This window comes from Streptomyces sp. WM6378 (genome assembly GCF_001279695.1).
Lineage (GTDB): Bacteria > Actinomycetota > Actinomycetes > Streptomycetales > Streptomycetaceae > Streptomyces.
Map to the genome: position 1 here is coordinate 93897 of NZ_LGDD01000306.1, position 14455 is coordinate 108351.

Below are 14455 nucleotides of genomic sequence, written 5' to 3' on the forward strand. Positions count from 1 at the left end.
CTGGGCGATGTCCGCCGAGCGCTTAACCCCTCGGCCGCCCGTGCGGGCTCAACTCCGCTTGGACTCGGCGTAGTTGACCAGGAAGTGCGCCTCGGCGACCGACAGGCGCTCCAGTTCCTGGGGCGACACGCTCTCGTTCACCGCGTGGATCTGCGCCTCGGGGTCGCTGAGGCCGATCAGCAGGATCTCGGCCTGCGGGTAGAGCGCCGCCAGGGTGTTGCAGAGCGGGATCGAGCCGCCCATGCCCGAGGACTGCATCTCCTCGCCCGGGTAGGCCACCGCCATCGCCTCGGCCATCGAGGTGTACGCCGGGCTGTTGATGTCCGCGCGGAACGGCTGGCCCTGGCCGACCTGCTCGAAGCCGACCCGGGCGTTCCACGGGACGTGCTTCTCGATGTGCGCGTAGAGCAGCTTGGTCGCCTCGGCCGCGTCCTGGCCGGGCGGCACCCGCAGGCTGATCTGCGCGCGGGCGGTCGCCGGGATGGACGGCGTCGCGCCGGCCACCGGGTGGCAGTCGATGCCGATGACCGTGACGGCCGGGCGGGCCCAGATGCGGTCGGCGACGGTGCCGGTGCCGGGCAGCGCCACCCCGTCGAGGACCTTGGCGTCCTGGCGGAACTCCGCCTCCGGGTACTGCAGACCGTCCCACGCGGAGTCCGCGGCGAGGCCCTCGATCACGGTCTGGCCGTGCTCGTCCCGCAGCGAGTCCAGTACGCGGATCAGCGCGGCCAGCGCGTCCGGGGCGGCGCCGCCGAACTGACCCGAGTGCAGGTTGCCCTCAAGGGTGTCGATCTGCACGCGGATCATGGTCATGCCGCGCAGCGTCGCCGTCACCGTGGGCAGGCCGACCCGGAAGTTGCCCGTGTCACCGATGACGATCGCGTCGGCGGTGAGCAGCTCGGGGTGCGCCTCGGCGTACTGTTCGAGGCCGCCGGTGCCCTGCTCCTCCGAGCCCTCCACGATCACCTTGACGGAGACGGGCACGCCGCCGTTCGCCTTGAGGGCGCGCAGCGCGAGCAGGTGCATGATGAACCCGCCCTTGCAGTCCGCGGCGCCGCGCCCGTACCAGCGGCCGTCGCGCTCGGTCAGCTCGAACGGCGGGGTCACCCACGCGGACTCGTCCAGCTTGGGCTGCACGTCGTAGTGCGCGTAGAGGAGCACCGTCGGCGCGCCGACCGGGCCGGGCAGCAGCCCGTACACCGACTGCGAACCGTCCGGGGTGTCGAGCAGGGCCACGTCCTGGAAGCCCTCGGTGCGCAGCGCGTCGGCCACCCAGTTCGCCGCGGCCTCGCACTCGCTCTTCGGCGCCACCGCCTCGTCCGCCACCGATTGGAACGCGACCAGCTCCGTGAGCTCCGTCTTGGCGCGGGGCATCAGTGAGGCGATGGTCTCGGCGATCGGATTGGCGGTCATGGGCACGCTCCTCGTGGGTGCGACGTTGTATGTACAGATACGCAGGTGCACGTGTGTGTACGGCGAAGATATGGCCGATCCTCCCACAGCGGGCCAGGACAGGAGGGCGGGGCTACTGCCCCGTAGGATGCGGTCGTCAACAGGGGCCACTGGTCGGACGGGGAGCAAAGGCACATCGTGAGCAGCGAGAACGCAGACGCCGGGACGGACGGACCGCTGGAAGAGCACCAGGGCGAGCCCGCCGCCGAATCGGTGACCGGACCGGGTGCGGGGCCCGTCTGGGATGTCGTCGTGGTCGGCGCGGGCCCCGCGGGAGCCTCGGCCGCGTACGCGGCGGCGGCCGCGGGGCGCAAGGTGCTGCTCCTGGAGAAGGCCGAACTGCCCCGCTACAAGACGTGCGGCGGCGGCATCATCGGCCCCTCGCGCGACGCCCTGCCACCCGGCTTCGAACTGCCGCTCCAGGACCGGGTGCACGCGGTCACCTTCTCGCTCAACGGGAAGCTGACCCGCACCCGCCGCTCCAAGAACATGCTGTTCGGCCTGATCAACCGGCCGGAGTTCGACGCGGGCCTGGTCGCGGTCGCCGAGAAGGAGGGCGCCATCATCCGTACCGGCGTCACCGTCTCCAAGGTCGAGCAGCACGGCTCGGCCGTGCCCGACCGGCGCACCGTCGCCGTGGTCCTCTCCGACGGGGAGACCGTGCTGGCCCGCGCCGTCGTCGGCGCCGACGGCAGCGCCAGCCGCATAGGGGCACACGTCGGAGTGAAGACCGAGCAGGTCGACCTGGGTCTCGAAGCCGAGATTCCGGTGCCGCCGAGCGTCGCCGAGGACTGGGCCGGGCGGGTGCTCATCGACTGGGGCCCGATGCCCGGCAGTTACGGCTGGGTCTTCCCCAAGGGCGACACGCTGACCGTCGGCGTGATCTCGGCGCGCGGCGAAGGCGCCGCCACCAAGCGCTACCTGGAGGACTTCATCGCCCGGCTGGGCCTGGCGGGCTTCGAACCGGCCGTCTCCTCCGGGCACTTGACGCGCTGCCGCAGCGACGATTCGCCGCTGTCCCGCGGCCGCGTCCTGGTCTGTGGCGACGCGGCGGGTCTGCTTGAGCCGTGGACGCGGGAGGGCATCTCCTTCGCCCTCCGCTCCGGCCGCCTCGCCGGCGAATGGGCGGTGCGCATCGCAGAGTCGCAGGACGCCGTCGACGCCCGCCGCCAGGCCCTGAACTACGCGTTCGCCATCAAGGCCGGCCTCGGCGTCGAGATGGGGGTGGGCCGCCGCATGCTCACCCTCTTCGAGAAGCGCCCGCTGCTGCTGCACGCCGCGATCACCGGATTCCGGCCCGCGTGGAAGGCCTTCGCCGACATCACCCGCGGTGCCACCACGCTGGCCGGTCTGGTGCGCTCGCACCCGATGGCCCGCCGCGCCCTGGACGCCGTCGACCGCTGACCGGCCCGGGCCGGGGCCGACCAGCCCCGGCCCGCCCGGCTCAGCCGACGCCCGCGAGCGCGCTCGCCGCGGCCGCCGGGTTGGTCTCGGCCTTCAGGTAGCCGTGGTCGAGCAGCCACTTGACGTTGAGGGACTGGCCCTGCCCCGGGTCGACGAACGCCGGGTCCAGCTTGATCTGCCGACCGCCGCCGGGCTGGTCGAACCAGGGCGCGATCCGGCCCTGCCACACGGTGAACGACTTCACGACCTCGTACGAGTGATAGGCGCACGGGTAGGCCGCCTCACGGGTGATCAGGCTCTGCGGGGGGAGCGCCCGCTCGCTGTAGCGGGCCCCCGCCGGGGCGAGGAACGAGCCGTACTCCGAACCGAACCGGTCCAGGTCCTCGCCGACGCGCAGCGCGACCGCGTGCTTGTCCGGGGTGCCGTCGGCGCGGTTGGCGAAGCCGTCATTGGGCGGGTACTTCCAGGACCCGGCGGTCGTGTCCCAGAACGTGGCGAGGAACGTCCCCGGGGTGAGGTGCCCGGTGCGGTGGTAGCCGAGGACCAGCGGCCCCACCGGTCCGTTCCACGGGCGGGGCAGGTTCTGCGGGCCGAGCCGCTCGTCGCCCTGGTACGTGCCGGAGCACGCGGCCGGATGCTGGGCCGCAGGAGTGACCGGCGCCGTGCCGCCGTCCGTGGCCGCCTGCGCGGTGCCGGTGCCTATCAGCGCTGTGGCGGCCAGGGCCGCGAACGCCGTCCCGACGAGAACGCGCAGTCTGCGCAGGGGTTTCACCGAGATCCTCCTCAGAGATGATGAGTCATCACATCTACTGGGAAGAAAGTGACTTGTGGGTCCCCGGTCGCAAGTTCGGCCGAATAGCGGCCGGTCGGGGGCCGGATCGGGACCGTTGCGGGCAGCCCCCGCGACCCCATCCGGTGGAGCACCCCAACGACACGGCTCCGGGCTCTTGACGCCCGGCGGCAGAAGGCGCTTTCATCCAGCCAGTGGCCCGGACCGCGGCTTGGTCCGGCACCGCGAGAGGTGCGCCCAGCCGACAAGGTCCCCCGACCGGGGTCCCAGGACCGGCCCGAGTCGCCAGGATCCGACCCCGGGTCCGAGGCGGGGACGTACCCGCGAGGGATGGAGCGGATCATGCCCGCCGGCCCGGATCACTCCACCGCCCCTTCGTCCCACAGAGCGCCGGACCGCCGCGCGCTGCTGAGGGCCTCGGCGGGCTGCGCGGTGGCCGCCGTCGCCGCACCGGCCCTCGCGGCCTGCGGCTCCGCCGAGGGCGTCGCCCCCGACGGGACGGTGACCGTCGAGCTCTGGCACGGCCAGACCGACACCTCGAAGAAGGCGATCGAAGCCCTGGTCGCGGAGTTCAACCGCACCCACGCCAAGATCCACGTCGACACGGGCGGCGGGGCCACCTCCGACGTGATGCTGCAGAAGGTGACGGCCGCGCTCGCCTCGGGCTCGTACCCGGACATCGCCTACGTCTTCGGCTCGGACATCGCGAGCATCGCCCGCAGCCCCCGCGTCGTCGACCTCACCACGGCCCTGCGCGGCGGACCCGTGCCATGGACCGACTACTGGCCCTCGCTGCGGGACGCGGTCACCGTCAACGGCAAGGTGCGCGCCGCGCCCTCGTTGGTCGACTCCATGGCCGTCGTGTGCAACAAGACCCTGTTCCGGCGGGCAGGGCTTGAGCTGCCCCAACCCGGCTGGAAATGGGCCGAGTTCATCGACACCGCCCACAAACTCACCGACGCCTCCAAGGGCGTCTTCGGCACCGGCTGGCCCGGCGTCGGCGACGAGGACACCACCTGGCGGCTGTGGCCGATGGTGTGGGACCTCGGCGGGGAGATCATCGGGCCGGGCGGCAAGAGCATCGGCTTCGCCGACCAGGGCCGCCGGGCCCTGGAGACCATCGCCTCGCTCGTCGCGGGCAAGAGCGTCTACATAGACCCCAAGCCGGGCAGCGCCCAGATGTACCAGGTCTTCCTGTCCGGACGCATGGGCATGGTGATGGGCGGCCCCTGGACGCTGGCGGACATCATCACCGCGAAGGTGGACTACGCGGTGGTGCCGCTACCCTCGTTCAGCGGTCGGCCGATCACCATCTCGGGCCCCGACACCTGGACCGTATTCGACAACGGCTCCGCACGCTCGAAGGCCGCCGTCGAATTCGTCCAGTGGCTCATCGCGCCCGACCAGGACGTCAAATGGGACATGGGAGCGGGCAGCCTGCCGCTCAGTGTGGAGAGCGCACGCCTGCCCGCCTGGGCCGACCACTCCGCGAAGACCGTCGGGCTGCCGGTGTTCACCAAGGCCCTGGAGTCGGCGCGGGTGCGGCCCGTGCACCCGGCCTACCCGCAGATCTCGCAGGCGTTCGGCGAGGCCGTCGTGGCGATCCTGCTGGGGCGTTCCTCCCCGGACAAGGCCATGCGCCAGTGCGTCGAGAAGGCCGACGCCGCCCTGCTGATCCCGCGCTGAAGCCGACCCCGTGACCAGAAGGGTCCGAGAGATGAGAAGTACTGGGCCGCGGACTCCCCGCCCGCTCACGCTCGACCCGACCCCGGCCGCCCGCGCCGCCAGGCGCCGCCGGGCGCGCGGCGAGACCGCCACCGCCTGGGCCTTCATCAGCCCGGCCGTCCTGGTGATCCTCGGGCTCAGCGTCGTACCCCTGCTGTGGTCGCTGCTGCTCTCCTTCCGCGCGGACGACCTGGTCACGCCGGGCCGCTGGGTGGGGCTCGACAACTACCACGCCCTCAGCAAGGACCCGGCGTTCCGTACCGCCGTGAAGAACACCCTGATCTACGCGGGCGTCTACGTACCGCTCAGCCTGGCCGGCGGGCTGGCGCTCGCCCTCGCCCTGAACCGGCGCATCCGGCTCGTCGGGCTCTACCGCACGCTGGTCTTCATCCCGTTCGTGGTCTCCGCCACCGCTCAGGGCGTGCTGTTCTCGTTCATCTTCGACCCCGAGTTCGGCGTGGCCAACGCGCTCCTGCACCACCTCGGCGTCTCCCCGCAGGGCTTCCTCTCCGACCCGGGCCAGGCGCTCTACGTCCTGCTGCTCATCTCGCTGTGGAGCGGCATCGGCTTCTGCGTCATCGTCTACCTCGCCGCCCTCCAGGACGTACCCGCCGAACTCGTCGAATCGGCCCGTCTCGACGGGGCGAACCGGGCCCAGGTGCTGCGCCACGTCACCCTGCCCTCGCTGACCCCGGTCACGGTGTTCCTGCTCCTGTGGCAGTTCATCATCGCCCTCCAGGTCTTCGACCTCGTGTACGTCACCACCAAGGGCGGCCCCCTCGGCGCCACCACCGTCATCGTGTACTTCGTCTGGGAGCAGGCCTTCCAGAACTTCACCGCCGGATACGGCGCCGCCGCTGCCTATGTCCTCGCGGTCGGCCTGGTGGCGGCGGCCGTCGTGCTGCGCCTGTACCGGCGCCACCGGGAACGTACGGGAGCAACTCCCGTACGGGGAACGGGTGTTGCCCAACCGGAAGGAGCGGGCCGATGACCGCGCCCACGATGACCCAGGGGGCGGCCGCCTCCGTCAGCGCCCCCGCCAGCCGCACCTCCCGGCGCCGCCGGCTGCCGTTCAGCCCCTGGCACCTGCTCCTCGCCCCGCTCTCGATCGGCTTCGCGCTGCCCCTGGTGTGGCTGATCCTCAGCTCCGTGATGAGCGACGCGGAGATCAACCGGTTCCCGCCCGCGCTGTGGCCGCACGGCATCCACCTCGGCGGGTACCGCTACGTCCTGGGCAACGCGATGTTCCCGCGCTGGTTCCTGAACTCGTGCATCGTCGCGTTCGTGGCCGTCGCCTCGAACCTGGTGCTCGGGGCGCTCGGCGGCTACGCCTTCGCACGGATGCGGTTCGCCGGGTCGCGGCTGCTGCTCGGGCTGATGCTCGCGACGATGGCGGTGCCGTTCCAGCTGACCATGATCCCGACGTTCCTGGTGATGAAGTGGCTCGGGCTCATCGACACGCTCGGCGCCCTGATCGTGCCGTCCCTGGTCACGCCGTTCGCGGTGTTCCTGTTCCGGCAGTTCTTCCTGTCCCTGCCCAGGGAGCTGGAGGAGGCGGCCTGGATCGACGGGTGCTCGCGGCTGCGGGTGCTCGTCTCGATCGTGGCGCCGCTGGCCCGCCCGGCACTGGCCACGGTCGCCGTCCTCACCTTCCTCGCCACCTGGAACGACCTCTCGTGGCCGCTCATCGCCATCAACCACGACGCGCACTACACCCTGCAACTGGGCCTGACCACCTTCCAGGGCCAGCACCACACCAAGTGGTCCGCGGTGATGGCGGGCAACGTCGTCACGGTCCTGCCGGTCCTCCTCGCGTTCCTGTTCGCGCAGAAGACCTTCATCCAGTCGTTGACGTCGAGCGGGCTGAAGGGGTGAGGGAGCACGCCATGACCGAGACCAAGATCGCCTTCATCGGCGCCGGCAGCGTGGAATTCACCCAGGGGCTGCTCGCCGACCTGTTCGCCTTCCCCGAGTTCGCCCGCGCCCGCATCGCGCTCCACGACATCGACCCCGGACGTCTGGCCACCAGCGAGGCGGCGGCCCGCCACATCGCGGCCGAGCTGGGCGCGGCGCCGCTCGTCAGCGCCCACCCGGAGCGGCGCGCGGCGCTCGACGGCGCCGACTTCGTCATCAACACCGTCCAGATCGGCATGAACCGGGCCACCCGCACCGACTTCGAGATCCCCGCCCGCTACGGGCTGCGCCAGACCATCGGCGACACCCTCGGCATCGGCGGCATCTTCCGCGCCCTGCGCACCTTCCCGCTGCTGCGCTCGCTCGCCGCCGACATGGCCGAACTCTGCCCGGACGCCCACCTGTTGAACTACACCAACCCGATGGCCATGAACCTGCTCTACCTGCACAGGGTGGCCCCCGCGCTGCGGGCCGTCGGCCTGTGCCACTCCGTGTACTGGACGATGCACGACCTGTCCGAGCTGATCGGCACGCCCTTCGAGGAGGTCTCCTACCTCGCCGCCGGGGTCAACCACCAGTCCTGGGTGCTGCGTTTCGAACGCGCCGGCCAGGACCTGTATCCCCTCCTCGACGAGGCCATCGCCAAGGACCCCGAACTGCTGCGCCGGGTACGCGTCGACATGTACCGCAGGCTCGGCCACTATCCGACCGAGACCAGCGAGCACTCCTCGGAGTACGTGCCCTGGTATCTGCACCACGACGCGGAGGTCGACCGGCTGCGCCTGCCGGTCGGCGTCTACCTCGACATCGTCGAGGAGAACCTCGCCACCTACGCCCGCACCCGCGACGCGCTCGCCTCGGGGCGGCCGCTGCCGGTGGAGGGGACCATGGAGTACGCCCCGCAGATCATCCACAGCATCGTCACCGGCACCCCGCGCACCGTCTACGGCAACGTCCCCAACCACGGTCTGATCGACGACCTGCCCGCCGACTCGGTCGTCGAAGTCCCTTGCCTGGTCGACGCGTTGGGGGTGCAGCCCACCAGGATCGGCGCGCTGCCGCCGCAGTGCGCGGCGCTCAACCGCGCCTACGTCTCGGTGACCGACCTCGTGGTACGGGCCGCCGTGCTCGGCGAGCCGCGCCACATCCGGCACGCCGCGATGTGCGACCCGGCGACGGCGGCGACGCTGCCCGTCGAGCGGATCTGGGACCTCTGCGACGATCTCGTACGGGCCCATGAGCCGCTGCTGCAACCGGAGTTGAGGTCGGTGCTCGGACACTGAGCCCCGGACGGGGGCCTGAGGTGCCGAGCGGGGTCACCGGGTCATCGTGACGCGGAAGACGGGGTGGTCGGGGGCGATCCGGCGGAGCTCCTCGTCGCTGGAGTCGGGGCCGACGCCGTTGAAGAAGACGCCGACCTCGGCCTTCCAGCGCTTGAGGTAGGCGCGCAGCAGGGCGGGCTTGTCGTCGTCGGGGACCTCGACCGCGGTGAACGCCTCGGCCTTCTTGCCCAGGTGCAGCTCGCCGCCGCCGGCCGCCCGCATGTTGTGCGTCCACTGGACGTGCCCGCGCGGAGCCACCAGGTACTGCTCTCCCTCGAAGGTCATCAGGTTGACCGGGGTGCGCCGCCACTCGCCGCTCTTGCGGCCGCGGACCGCGAGGACCCGGGAGCCCCAGACGCTCAGCCCGCGCCGGGTCAGCCAGGCGACGGACCGGTTGAGGACGTTGACCGTGAACCAGCCGGGCTTCTGGACGTGTGCGGATGCGGACATGGTGTGTCTCCCCTGGGGGTGAGTGGGCCGGTAGGCGAGTGGCGCGCCAATCCTGGTCGAGAGCGGTGCTCTCGTTCGTGAGCAGTGTGCACCGAAGCGCCGCTCCAAATCAAGAGCAGTGCTCTCAAAAATGTTCACTGCTCCGATTTCAGTGCGGCAGTCGCGTTCTTGGCCACTGCTCTCCGAACTGGCAGACTGAAGCCATGAGCACCGTCCAGGGAGCCCGCGCACGGGCACGTATCGAAGTCACCGAGGCCATCAAGGACGAGGCCAGAAAGCAGTTGGCCGCCGACGGCGCGACGAAGCTCTCGCTCCGTGCCGTCGCCCGCGAGCTGGGCATGGTCTCCTCGGCCCTCTACCGGTACTTCCCCAGCCGGGACGACCTGCTGACCGCCCTCATCGTCGACGCCTACGACGCCGTGGGCGAAGCCGCAGAGCACGCCCTCGCCGAGCAGCGCGCCGCGGCGTCGCCCGCGACGCGCTGGACCGCCGTCTGCCGCGCGGTGCGCACCTGGGCGCTGGCCCACCCCCACGAGTACGCCCTGATCTACGGTTCGCCCGTCCCCGGCTACACCGCGCCCGAGGCGACGATCGGGCCTGCCGCCCGGGTCGGGCTCGTCCTCATCTCCATCGCCCGGGACGCCCACCAGGGCAAGGGCATCGCCCCGCCGCCGCTCGCCGCGCCCGTGCGCGCCGAGGCCGAGCGGATGGCCGCCGACTTCGTCCCCGACCTGCCCCCCGCGGTGGCCGTCGCGCTGGTCGCCGCCTGGTCGCAGCTGTTCGGCCTGGTCTCGTTCGAGGTGTTCGGCCAGTTCCACCGGGTCGTCGAGGACCGCGAGCCGTTCTTCACGCACGCCGCCGAGCAGCTGGCCCGTTCGGTGGGCCTGGTGCTCCCCGGGTAGCCCAGCGCTTCCGCGCGCCCGGTACTCCCTGCGGAGTACGTGTGATCACCTCGCCCGGCTGACGCCCCGGCCGCCGCCCCCGGTCTAGCGTGGCCGGTATGGAAGAGCAGCAGTCACCGCGCGCCACCGGCCGCGGCGGCCCACCCCGGCACCAGGAGGGGCCGCCTCCGTTCGTGCGGCGCTGGGTGCGGGGGCCCGACGGCGAGGACCGGCCCAGCGCCCGGCTGCCGTGGCCGTCGACGGCCGCGCTCACCGTGTTCGTCCTGGTCGGATCCCACTTCGCCGAACACTCCCAGGCAGGCCGGGCCCCGCTCGACTCCTTCGCCCACGTACTCCTCGTGGCCAGTTGCGCGGTGCTCCTGATCCGCCTGCGCCACCCCGTCGTCGCGGTCTTCGCCGCCTCGGCGGCCGCCATGGTCTACCTGGGCGCCGGATATCCCTACGGACCGGTCTTCCTGCCCGTCATGGTCGGCTGCTTCACCGCGGTCGTCGCCGGATGCCGCCGCCAGGCGTGGGGCGCGATCGCCATGCTCTGGCTCGGGCACCTGCTCGTCGCGCACTGGCTCTACCGCTGGCTGCCCCCGGCGGGCGACACCGCCGCGCCCTGGAGCCAGGAAGTGGGCGTCGCCGCCTGGGCGGTGGCCATCATCGCAGTCGCCGAGCTCGTACGCGGACGGAGGGAGCAGTGGGCCAGGGAGCGGGCCGGGCGGGCCGCCGCGGCGAAACGGCGGGCCGACGAGGAGCGGCTGCGCATCGCCCGCGAACTGCACGACGTGCTCGCCCACAGCATCTCCGTCATCAACGTCCAGGCCGGCGTCGGCCTCGCGCTGCTCGACTCCGACCCCGAGCAGGCTCGCACCGCGCTGACCACCATCAAGTCCGCGAGCAAGGAAGCGCTCGGCGAGGTGCGCCAGGTCCTGGAGACGCTGCGCGCGCCGGGGGAGGCCCCGCGCTCCCCGGCCCCGGGCCTGGACCGGCTCCCCGAACTCGTCGAGCAGGCCGCGAGCGCCGGACTCACCGTCCAGACCACGACGACCGGCGGGCCCGAGGCGCTGCCGCCCGGCACCGACCTGGCCGCCTTCCGCATCGTGCAGGAGGCCCTCACCAACGTTGTACGCCACTCGGCAGCGCGCACCGCACGGGTCGCGGTCGGCTACGAACCCGGCGCCCTGGTGCTGCGCATCGACGACGGGGGACCGCCGTCCGGCGGCGGCGACGCGGGCGGCAGCGGCAACGGCCTGATCGGCATGCGGGAGCGGGCCGCCGCGCTCGGTGGCACGATCGACGCGGGACCGGTCCCGGCCGGCGGCTTCCGCGTGACCGCCCGGCTTCCGCTGGCCGCCCACCCGAAGGAGACCCCTTGATCCGCGTACTGCTTGCCGACGACCAGCTCCTGGTGAGGGCGGGGTTCCGGGCGCTGCTCGACGCCCAGGGCGACATCGAGGTGGTGGGGGAGGCCGCCGACGGCGAGGAGGCGCTGGGCCTGGTGCGCCAACTGCGGCCGGACATCGTCCTGATGGACATCCGGATGCCCCGGCTCGACGGCCTCGCCGCCACCCGCCGGATCACGTCCGACCCGGACCTGGCCGCGGTGAAGGTGGTCATGCTCACCACCTTCGAGCTCGACGAGTACGTCTTCGAGGCGATCCGCGCCGGTGCCTCCGGCTTCCTCGTGAAGGACACCGAGCCGGAGGAACTGCTGCGCGCGGTCCGGGCCGTGGTCGACGGCGACGCCCTGCTCTCGCCCGGGGTGACCCGGCGGCTGATCGCCGAGTTCGCCGCGCGCTCCAAGGAGCCGGCCGCGGCCGACACCCTGGCCGAACTCACCGAGCGGGAGCGGGAGGTGATGGCGCTGGTCGGCATCGGCCTCTCCAACGACGAGATCGCCCGCCGCCTCGTCGTCAGCCCGCTCACCGCGAAGACCCACGTCAGCCGGGCGATGGTGAAGCTCGGCGCCCGCGACCGGGCCCAACTGGTGGTCCTCGCCTACGAGTCGGGTCTGGTGCGCCCGGGCTGGCTGGGCTGACGCGGGCCCCGGTCGGCCCCGTACGGAAAGCGCCACAGCACGTGCACGGTCCGCCAGACGAAGACGATGAGGGCGCAGCCGCCGCCGATGAGCAGCAGCACCCGCCGCAGGGGGTGCGGGAGTTCGAGGGCGTAGCCGGAGCCGCCGATCGCGCCGAACACCACGCCGGCCGCGAACAGGGCGCTGAACAGCGCGTATCCGATCTCGATCGTGATGGCGTCCCGCTCGGCCCGGCTCCGTGTCCCCATGCGCGAAGTCTCACAGCAGGGACGGCCGGTGGGCAACCATCGCCCTCCGGCCGTCCCTCCCCCCGATGCTTGCACGGCGCACACTACCTGCGCGTGCATTGAATGCGGGTGCATTTAATGCCGTTGCAACAAAAACGTCCGGCTCTGCTACGGTGCCGCCATGGCAGCTGAGAAGACCGAGCGCCTGCTCGTGGCGCAATGGCGGGAGCTCCTCGCGCTCCATGCGCGCACCACGTGCGAACTCGACCGCGAGCTCCATGTGTACGGGCTCGGTGCGAGCGACTTCGAGGTCCTCGACGTCCTGGCCGAGGGGTGCGAGGGCGACCCGTGCCGCGCGTTCCGCGTGCAGGAGCTGGCCTCGCGGATCCACCTCAGCCAGAGCGCGCTGTCCCGCCTCATCGGCCGTCTGGAGAAGGACGGCCTGGTCGCGCGGGGGATGTGCAGCGAGGACCGGCGCGGGGTGAGCGTGGCGATCACCGCGTCCGGCCGGTCCCGTCACGCCGAGGTGCTGCCGCTCCAGCGCGCGGTGCTCTCCCGGATGCTCGGGGACCGGGCCGAGCGGTAGGCGCCTGAAGCGCGCCGCTGCGGTGAACTCCCTTGCCGCAGCCGTGAGTTGAGCGATCCTTTCAGGCCTGGGACGCCGTCGCGTGCCGTGCGGTGTAGCCGATCAGCGCGGCGCCCGCCGCCAGGACCGCGACCGTGGTCAGGGCGACCGGCAGCGACGCCCACTCGGCCAGCAGCCCGATCGCGGGCGGCCCGAGCAGCATGCCGCCGTAGCCGAGCGTGGAGGCCGCGGCCACCCCGCCGGGCCCGGCGAGCGCACCCGCCCGTGCGACGGCGACCGGGAAGATGTTGGCGAGGCCCAGGCCCATCACGGCGAAGCCGGCAAGGGCGAGCCAGACCGTCGGGGCGAGCGCGCCGAGCAGCATCCCGGCACTGGCCGTGAGCCCGCCCGCGACCAGCGTGCGGGTCTGGCCGAGCCGTTCGAGCAGCGCGGTGCCCGAGAGCCGCCCGGCCGTCATGGCCAGCGCGAACAGTGAGTAGCCCACGGCCGCGACACCGGGCGCCGCGTCCAGGTCCTGCTCCAGGTGCAGCGCGCCCCAGTCCGCCATCGCGCCCTCGCCGTACGCCGTGCAGAGCGCGATCACGCCGAAGAGCAGCACGAGGCGCCGGGCCCGCCCGTCGAGCCGGCGCCCCTGGGCGTGGGGTGTGCTCGCGTGCACCGGCGCCGGATGGTGAAGCAGCACCCGGCCCGCGAGTGCGGTCACCACGAGGCCGACCCCGGTCAGGGCCAGCAGGTGCGAGGTGGGGGAGAGGCTCGATGCGACCAGCGCGCCGACGCCCGCGCCGACCATCCCGCCGAGGCTGAACGCCGCGTGAAAGCTCGGCATCACCGGGCGGCGCAGCGCCGCGACCAGGTCCACGGCCGCGCTGTTCATCGCCACGTTGATGCCGCCGTACGCGGCGCCGAACACCAGCAGCACCAGGCCGAGCGCGAGTGCCGAGTGGGTCTGCGGCGGCAGCGCGATGGCCAGCGCCATCAGCGCGCCGCAGACGACGGTGACCGGGTGGCTGCCGAACCGGCGGCAGAGCCGGCCGGTGAGCACCATCGTCACCACCGCCCCGGCCGAGACGCCGAGCAGGGCGAGCCCCAGCTCGCCCGCGGAGGCCCCGGTCTGCTGCTTGATCGCGGGGATGCGGACCACCCAGCCGGCGAAGAGGAAGCCGTCGAGGGCGAAGAACACGGTCAGGGCGGAGCGGAGGCGGGGCAGGGAGGATGCGGCGGTGTTTTCGCCAGGTCCCCCCGGAGCGGCCGTCCGGACTTTGTTTAGTAGCGGCACAAAGTCAGGATAGGGGCGATGGGGTGGCGCATCAACCGGTTGGGGGCGGCGGGGCCCCGCCCGGGGGCTTCGGCTGCGGGCCGTGGATGGCTGGTCGCGCAGTTTCCCGCGCCCCTTAAAACCCGCATTCGGCCGCGGGCCGTGCGTGGTTGCTCGCGCAGTTCCCCGCGCCCCTGGCAGCACCGGCCTCGGTCCGCACCGGCATCTTCAGCCCGTCATGAGGGTCCCCCCTGGCCCTTGAGGCCTTGGGGGAGTTCGAGGACGAGCGTCCTTAAGGCGCGAACGGGGTCTGGGGCGGAGCCCCAGGAGCCGACCACCGGGCCGCAGCGCCGGACCCCTGGCCCGGCCAACTGCCGGAAGAACCGCTTCCGTCCGGGATCA

14 protein-coding genes are annotated in these 14455 nt (G+C 72.3%); 9 read left to right on the forward strand and 5 right to left on the reverse strand.

Annotation, left to right across the window (positions count from 1 at the left end):
• Positions 1–48 precede the first annotated feature (48 nt).
• Positions 49–1413 carry a dipeptidase gene (locus tag ADK54_RS28200; RefSeq protein WP_053728546.1) on the reverse strand — a complete coding sequence of 455 codons (1365 nt, stop codon included), beginning with the start codon at positions 1411–1413 and terminating at the stop codon, positions 49–51.
• A gap of 177 nt (positions 1414–1590) precedes the next feature.
• Here ADK54_RS28200 and ADK54_RS28205 point away from each other — a divergent pair, with 177 nt between their 5' ends.
• The gene (locus tag ADK54_RS28205; protein ID WP_398878029.1) at positions 1591–2856 is read left to right on the forward strand and encodes a geranylgeranyl reductase family protein; all 1266 of its coding nucleotides are present in this window, start codon (positions 1591–1593) and stop codon (positions 2854–2856) included.
• A gap of 40 nt (positions 2857–2896) precedes the next feature.
• On the opposite strand, the gene ADK54_RS28210 is transcribed toward ADK54_RS28205, so the two are convergent.
• On the reverse strand, positions 2897–3634 hold the full coding sequence (locus ADK54_RS28210; protein ID WP_420717418.1) for a TNT domain-containing protein: 738 nt from the start codon (positions 3632–3634) through the stop codon (positions 2897–2899).
• Positions 3635–3988: 354 nt separating this feature from the next.
• Here ADK54_RS28210 and ADK54_RS28215 point away from each other — a divergent pair, with 354 nt between their 5' ends.
• From ADK54_RS28215 to ADK54_RS28230, 4 genes are read left to right on the forward strand one after another with little or no spacing between them, the layout of a single operon-like run.
• Positions 3989–5332 carry an ABC transporter substrate-binding protein gene (locus ADK54_RS28215; protein ID WP_053728673.1) on the forward strand — a complete coding sequence of 448 codons (1344 nt, stop codon included), beginning with the start codon at positions 3989–3991 and terminating at the stop codon, positions 5330–5332.
• Between the two features lie 31 nt (positions 5333–5363).
• Positions 5364–6362 (forward strand): carbohydrate ABC transporter permease, encoded by a 999-nt coding sequence (locus tag ADK54_RS28220; RefSeq protein ID WP_053728548.1) that lies wholly within the window; start codon positions 5364–5366, stop codon positions 6360–6362.
• Positions 6359–7246 (forward strand): carbohydrate ABC transporter permease, encoded by an 888-nt coding sequence (locus ADK54_RS28225; protein WP_053728549.1) that lies wholly within the window; start codon positions 6359–6361, stop codon positions 7244–7246. Before ADK54_RS28220 ends, ADK54_RS28225 begins: the two co-directional genes overlap by 4 nt.
• 11 nt (positions 7247–7257) lie before the next feature.
• A complete protein-coding gene (locus ADK54_RS28230) occupies positions 7258–8568 on the forward strand; it encodes an alpha-glucosidase/alpha-galactosidase (protein WP_053728550.1) in 1311 nt (436 codons plus the stop codon).
• A gap of 33 nt (positions 8569–8601) precedes the next feature.
• Here the strand turns inward: ADK54_RS28230 and ADK54_RS28235 are convergent, their stop codons facing one another.
• The gene (locus ADK54_RS28235; protein WP_053728551.1) at positions 8602–9057 is read right to left on the reverse strand and encodes a nitroreductase family deazaflavin-dependent oxidoreductase; all 456 of its coding nucleotides are present in this window, start codon (positions 9055–9057) and stop codon (positions 8602–8604) included.
• A gap of 203 nt (positions 9058–9260) precedes the next feature.
• Between ADK54_RS28235 and ADK54_RS28240 the strand changes: the two genes are divergently transcribed.
• The 3 genes from ADK54_RS28240 (at position 9261) to ADK54_RS28250 (ending at position 11985) form a co-directional block, all read left to right on the forward strand.
• The gene (locus ADK54_RS28240; protein WP_053728552.1) at positions 9261–9959 is read left to right on the forward strand and encodes a TetR/AcrR family transcriptional regulator; all 699 of its coding nucleotides are present in this window, start codon (positions 9261–9263) and stop codon (positions 9957–9959) included.
• 98 nt (positions 9960–10057) lie between these two features.
• Positions 10058–11323 carry a sensor histidine kinase gene (locus ADK54_RS28245; RefSeq protein ID WP_078966694.1) on the forward strand — a complete coding sequence of 422 codons (1266 nt, stop codon included), beginning with the start codon at positions 10058–10060 and terminating at the stop codon, positions 11321–11323.
• Entirely contained in the window at positions 11320–11985 is a 666-nt protein-coding gene (locus tag ADK54_RS28250) for a response regulator transcription factor (protein ID WP_053728554.1), read from the forward strand. Before ADK54_RS28245 ends, ADK54_RS28250 begins: the two co-directional genes overlap by 4 nt.
• On the opposite strand, the gene ADK54_RS28255 is transcribed toward ADK54_RS28250, so the two are convergent.
• The gene (locus tag ADK54_RS28255; protein ID WP_053728555.1) at positions 11946–12233 is read right to left on the reverse strand and encodes a DUF6332 family protein; all 288 of its coding nucleotides are present in this window, start codon (positions 12231–12233) and stop codon (positions 11946–11948) included. The two genes, ADK54_RS28250 and ADK54_RS28255, sit on opposite strands and share 40 nt — an antisense overlap.
• Positions 12234–12393: 160 nt before the next feature.
• Here ADK54_RS28255 and ADK54_RS28260 point away from each other — a divergent pair, with 160 nt between their 5' ends.
• Positions 12394–12798 carry a MarR family winged helix-turn-helix transcriptional regulator gene (locus ADK54_RS28260; protein ID WP_053728556.1) on the forward strand — a complete coding sequence of 135 codons (405 nt, stop codon included), beginning with the start codon at positions 12394–12396 and terminating at the stop codon, positions 12796–12798.
• A 61-nt stretch (positions 12799–12859) separates the two neighbouring features.
• On the opposite strand, the gene ADK54_RS28265 is transcribed toward ADK54_RS28260, so the two are convergent.
• Positions 12860–14074, reverse strand: coding sequence for an MFS transporter (locus ADK54_RS28265; protein ID WP_078966695.1), 1215 nt, complete (start codon positions 14072–14074; stop codon positions 12860–12862).
• Positions 14075–14455: the final 381 nt, after the last annotated feature.

Bases quoted from the DNA above. Each gene is read 5' to 3' on its own strand.
- ADK54_RS28200 (WP_053728546.1), bottom strand. From the start codon at position 1,413: ATGACCGCCAATCCGATCGCCGAGACCATCGCCTCACTGATGCCCCGC.
- ADK54_RS28215 (WP_053728673.1), top strand. From the start codon at position 3,989: ATGCCCGCCGGCCCGGATCACTCCACCGCCCCTTCGTCCCACAGAGCG.
- ADK54_RS28220 (WP_053728548.1), top strand. From the start codon at position 5,364: ATGAGAAGTACTGGGCCGCGGACTCCCCGCCCGCTCACGCTCGACCCG.
- ADK54_RS28225 (WP_053728549.1), top strand. From the start codon at position 6,359: ATGACCGCGCCCACGATGACCCAGGGGGCGGCCGCCTCCGTCAGCGCC.
- ADK54_RS28230 (WP_053728550.1), top strand. From the start codon at position 7,258: ATGACCGAGACCAAGATCGCCTTCATCGGCGCCGGCAGCGTGGAATTC.
- ADK54_RS28235 (WP_053728551.1), bottom strand. From the start codon at position 9,057: ATGTCCGCATCCGCACACGTCCAGAAGCCCGGCTGGTTCACGGTCAAC.
- ADK54_RS28240 (WP_053728552.1), top strand. From the start codon at position 9,261: ATGAGCACCGTCCAGGGAGCCCGCGCACGGGCACGTATCGAAGTCACC.
- ADK54_RS28245 (WP_078966694.1), top strand. From the start codon at position 10,058: ATGGAAGAGCAGCAGTCACCGCGCGCCACCGGCCGCGGCGGCCCACCC.
- ADK54_RS28255 (WP_053728555.1), bottom strand. From the start codon at position 12,233: ATGGGGACACGGAGCCGGGCCGAGCGGGACGCCATCACGATCGAGATC.
- ADK54_RS28260 (WP_053728556.1), top strand. From the start codon at position 12,394: ATGGCAGCTGAGAAGACCGAGCGCCTGCTCGTGGCGCAATGGCGGGAG.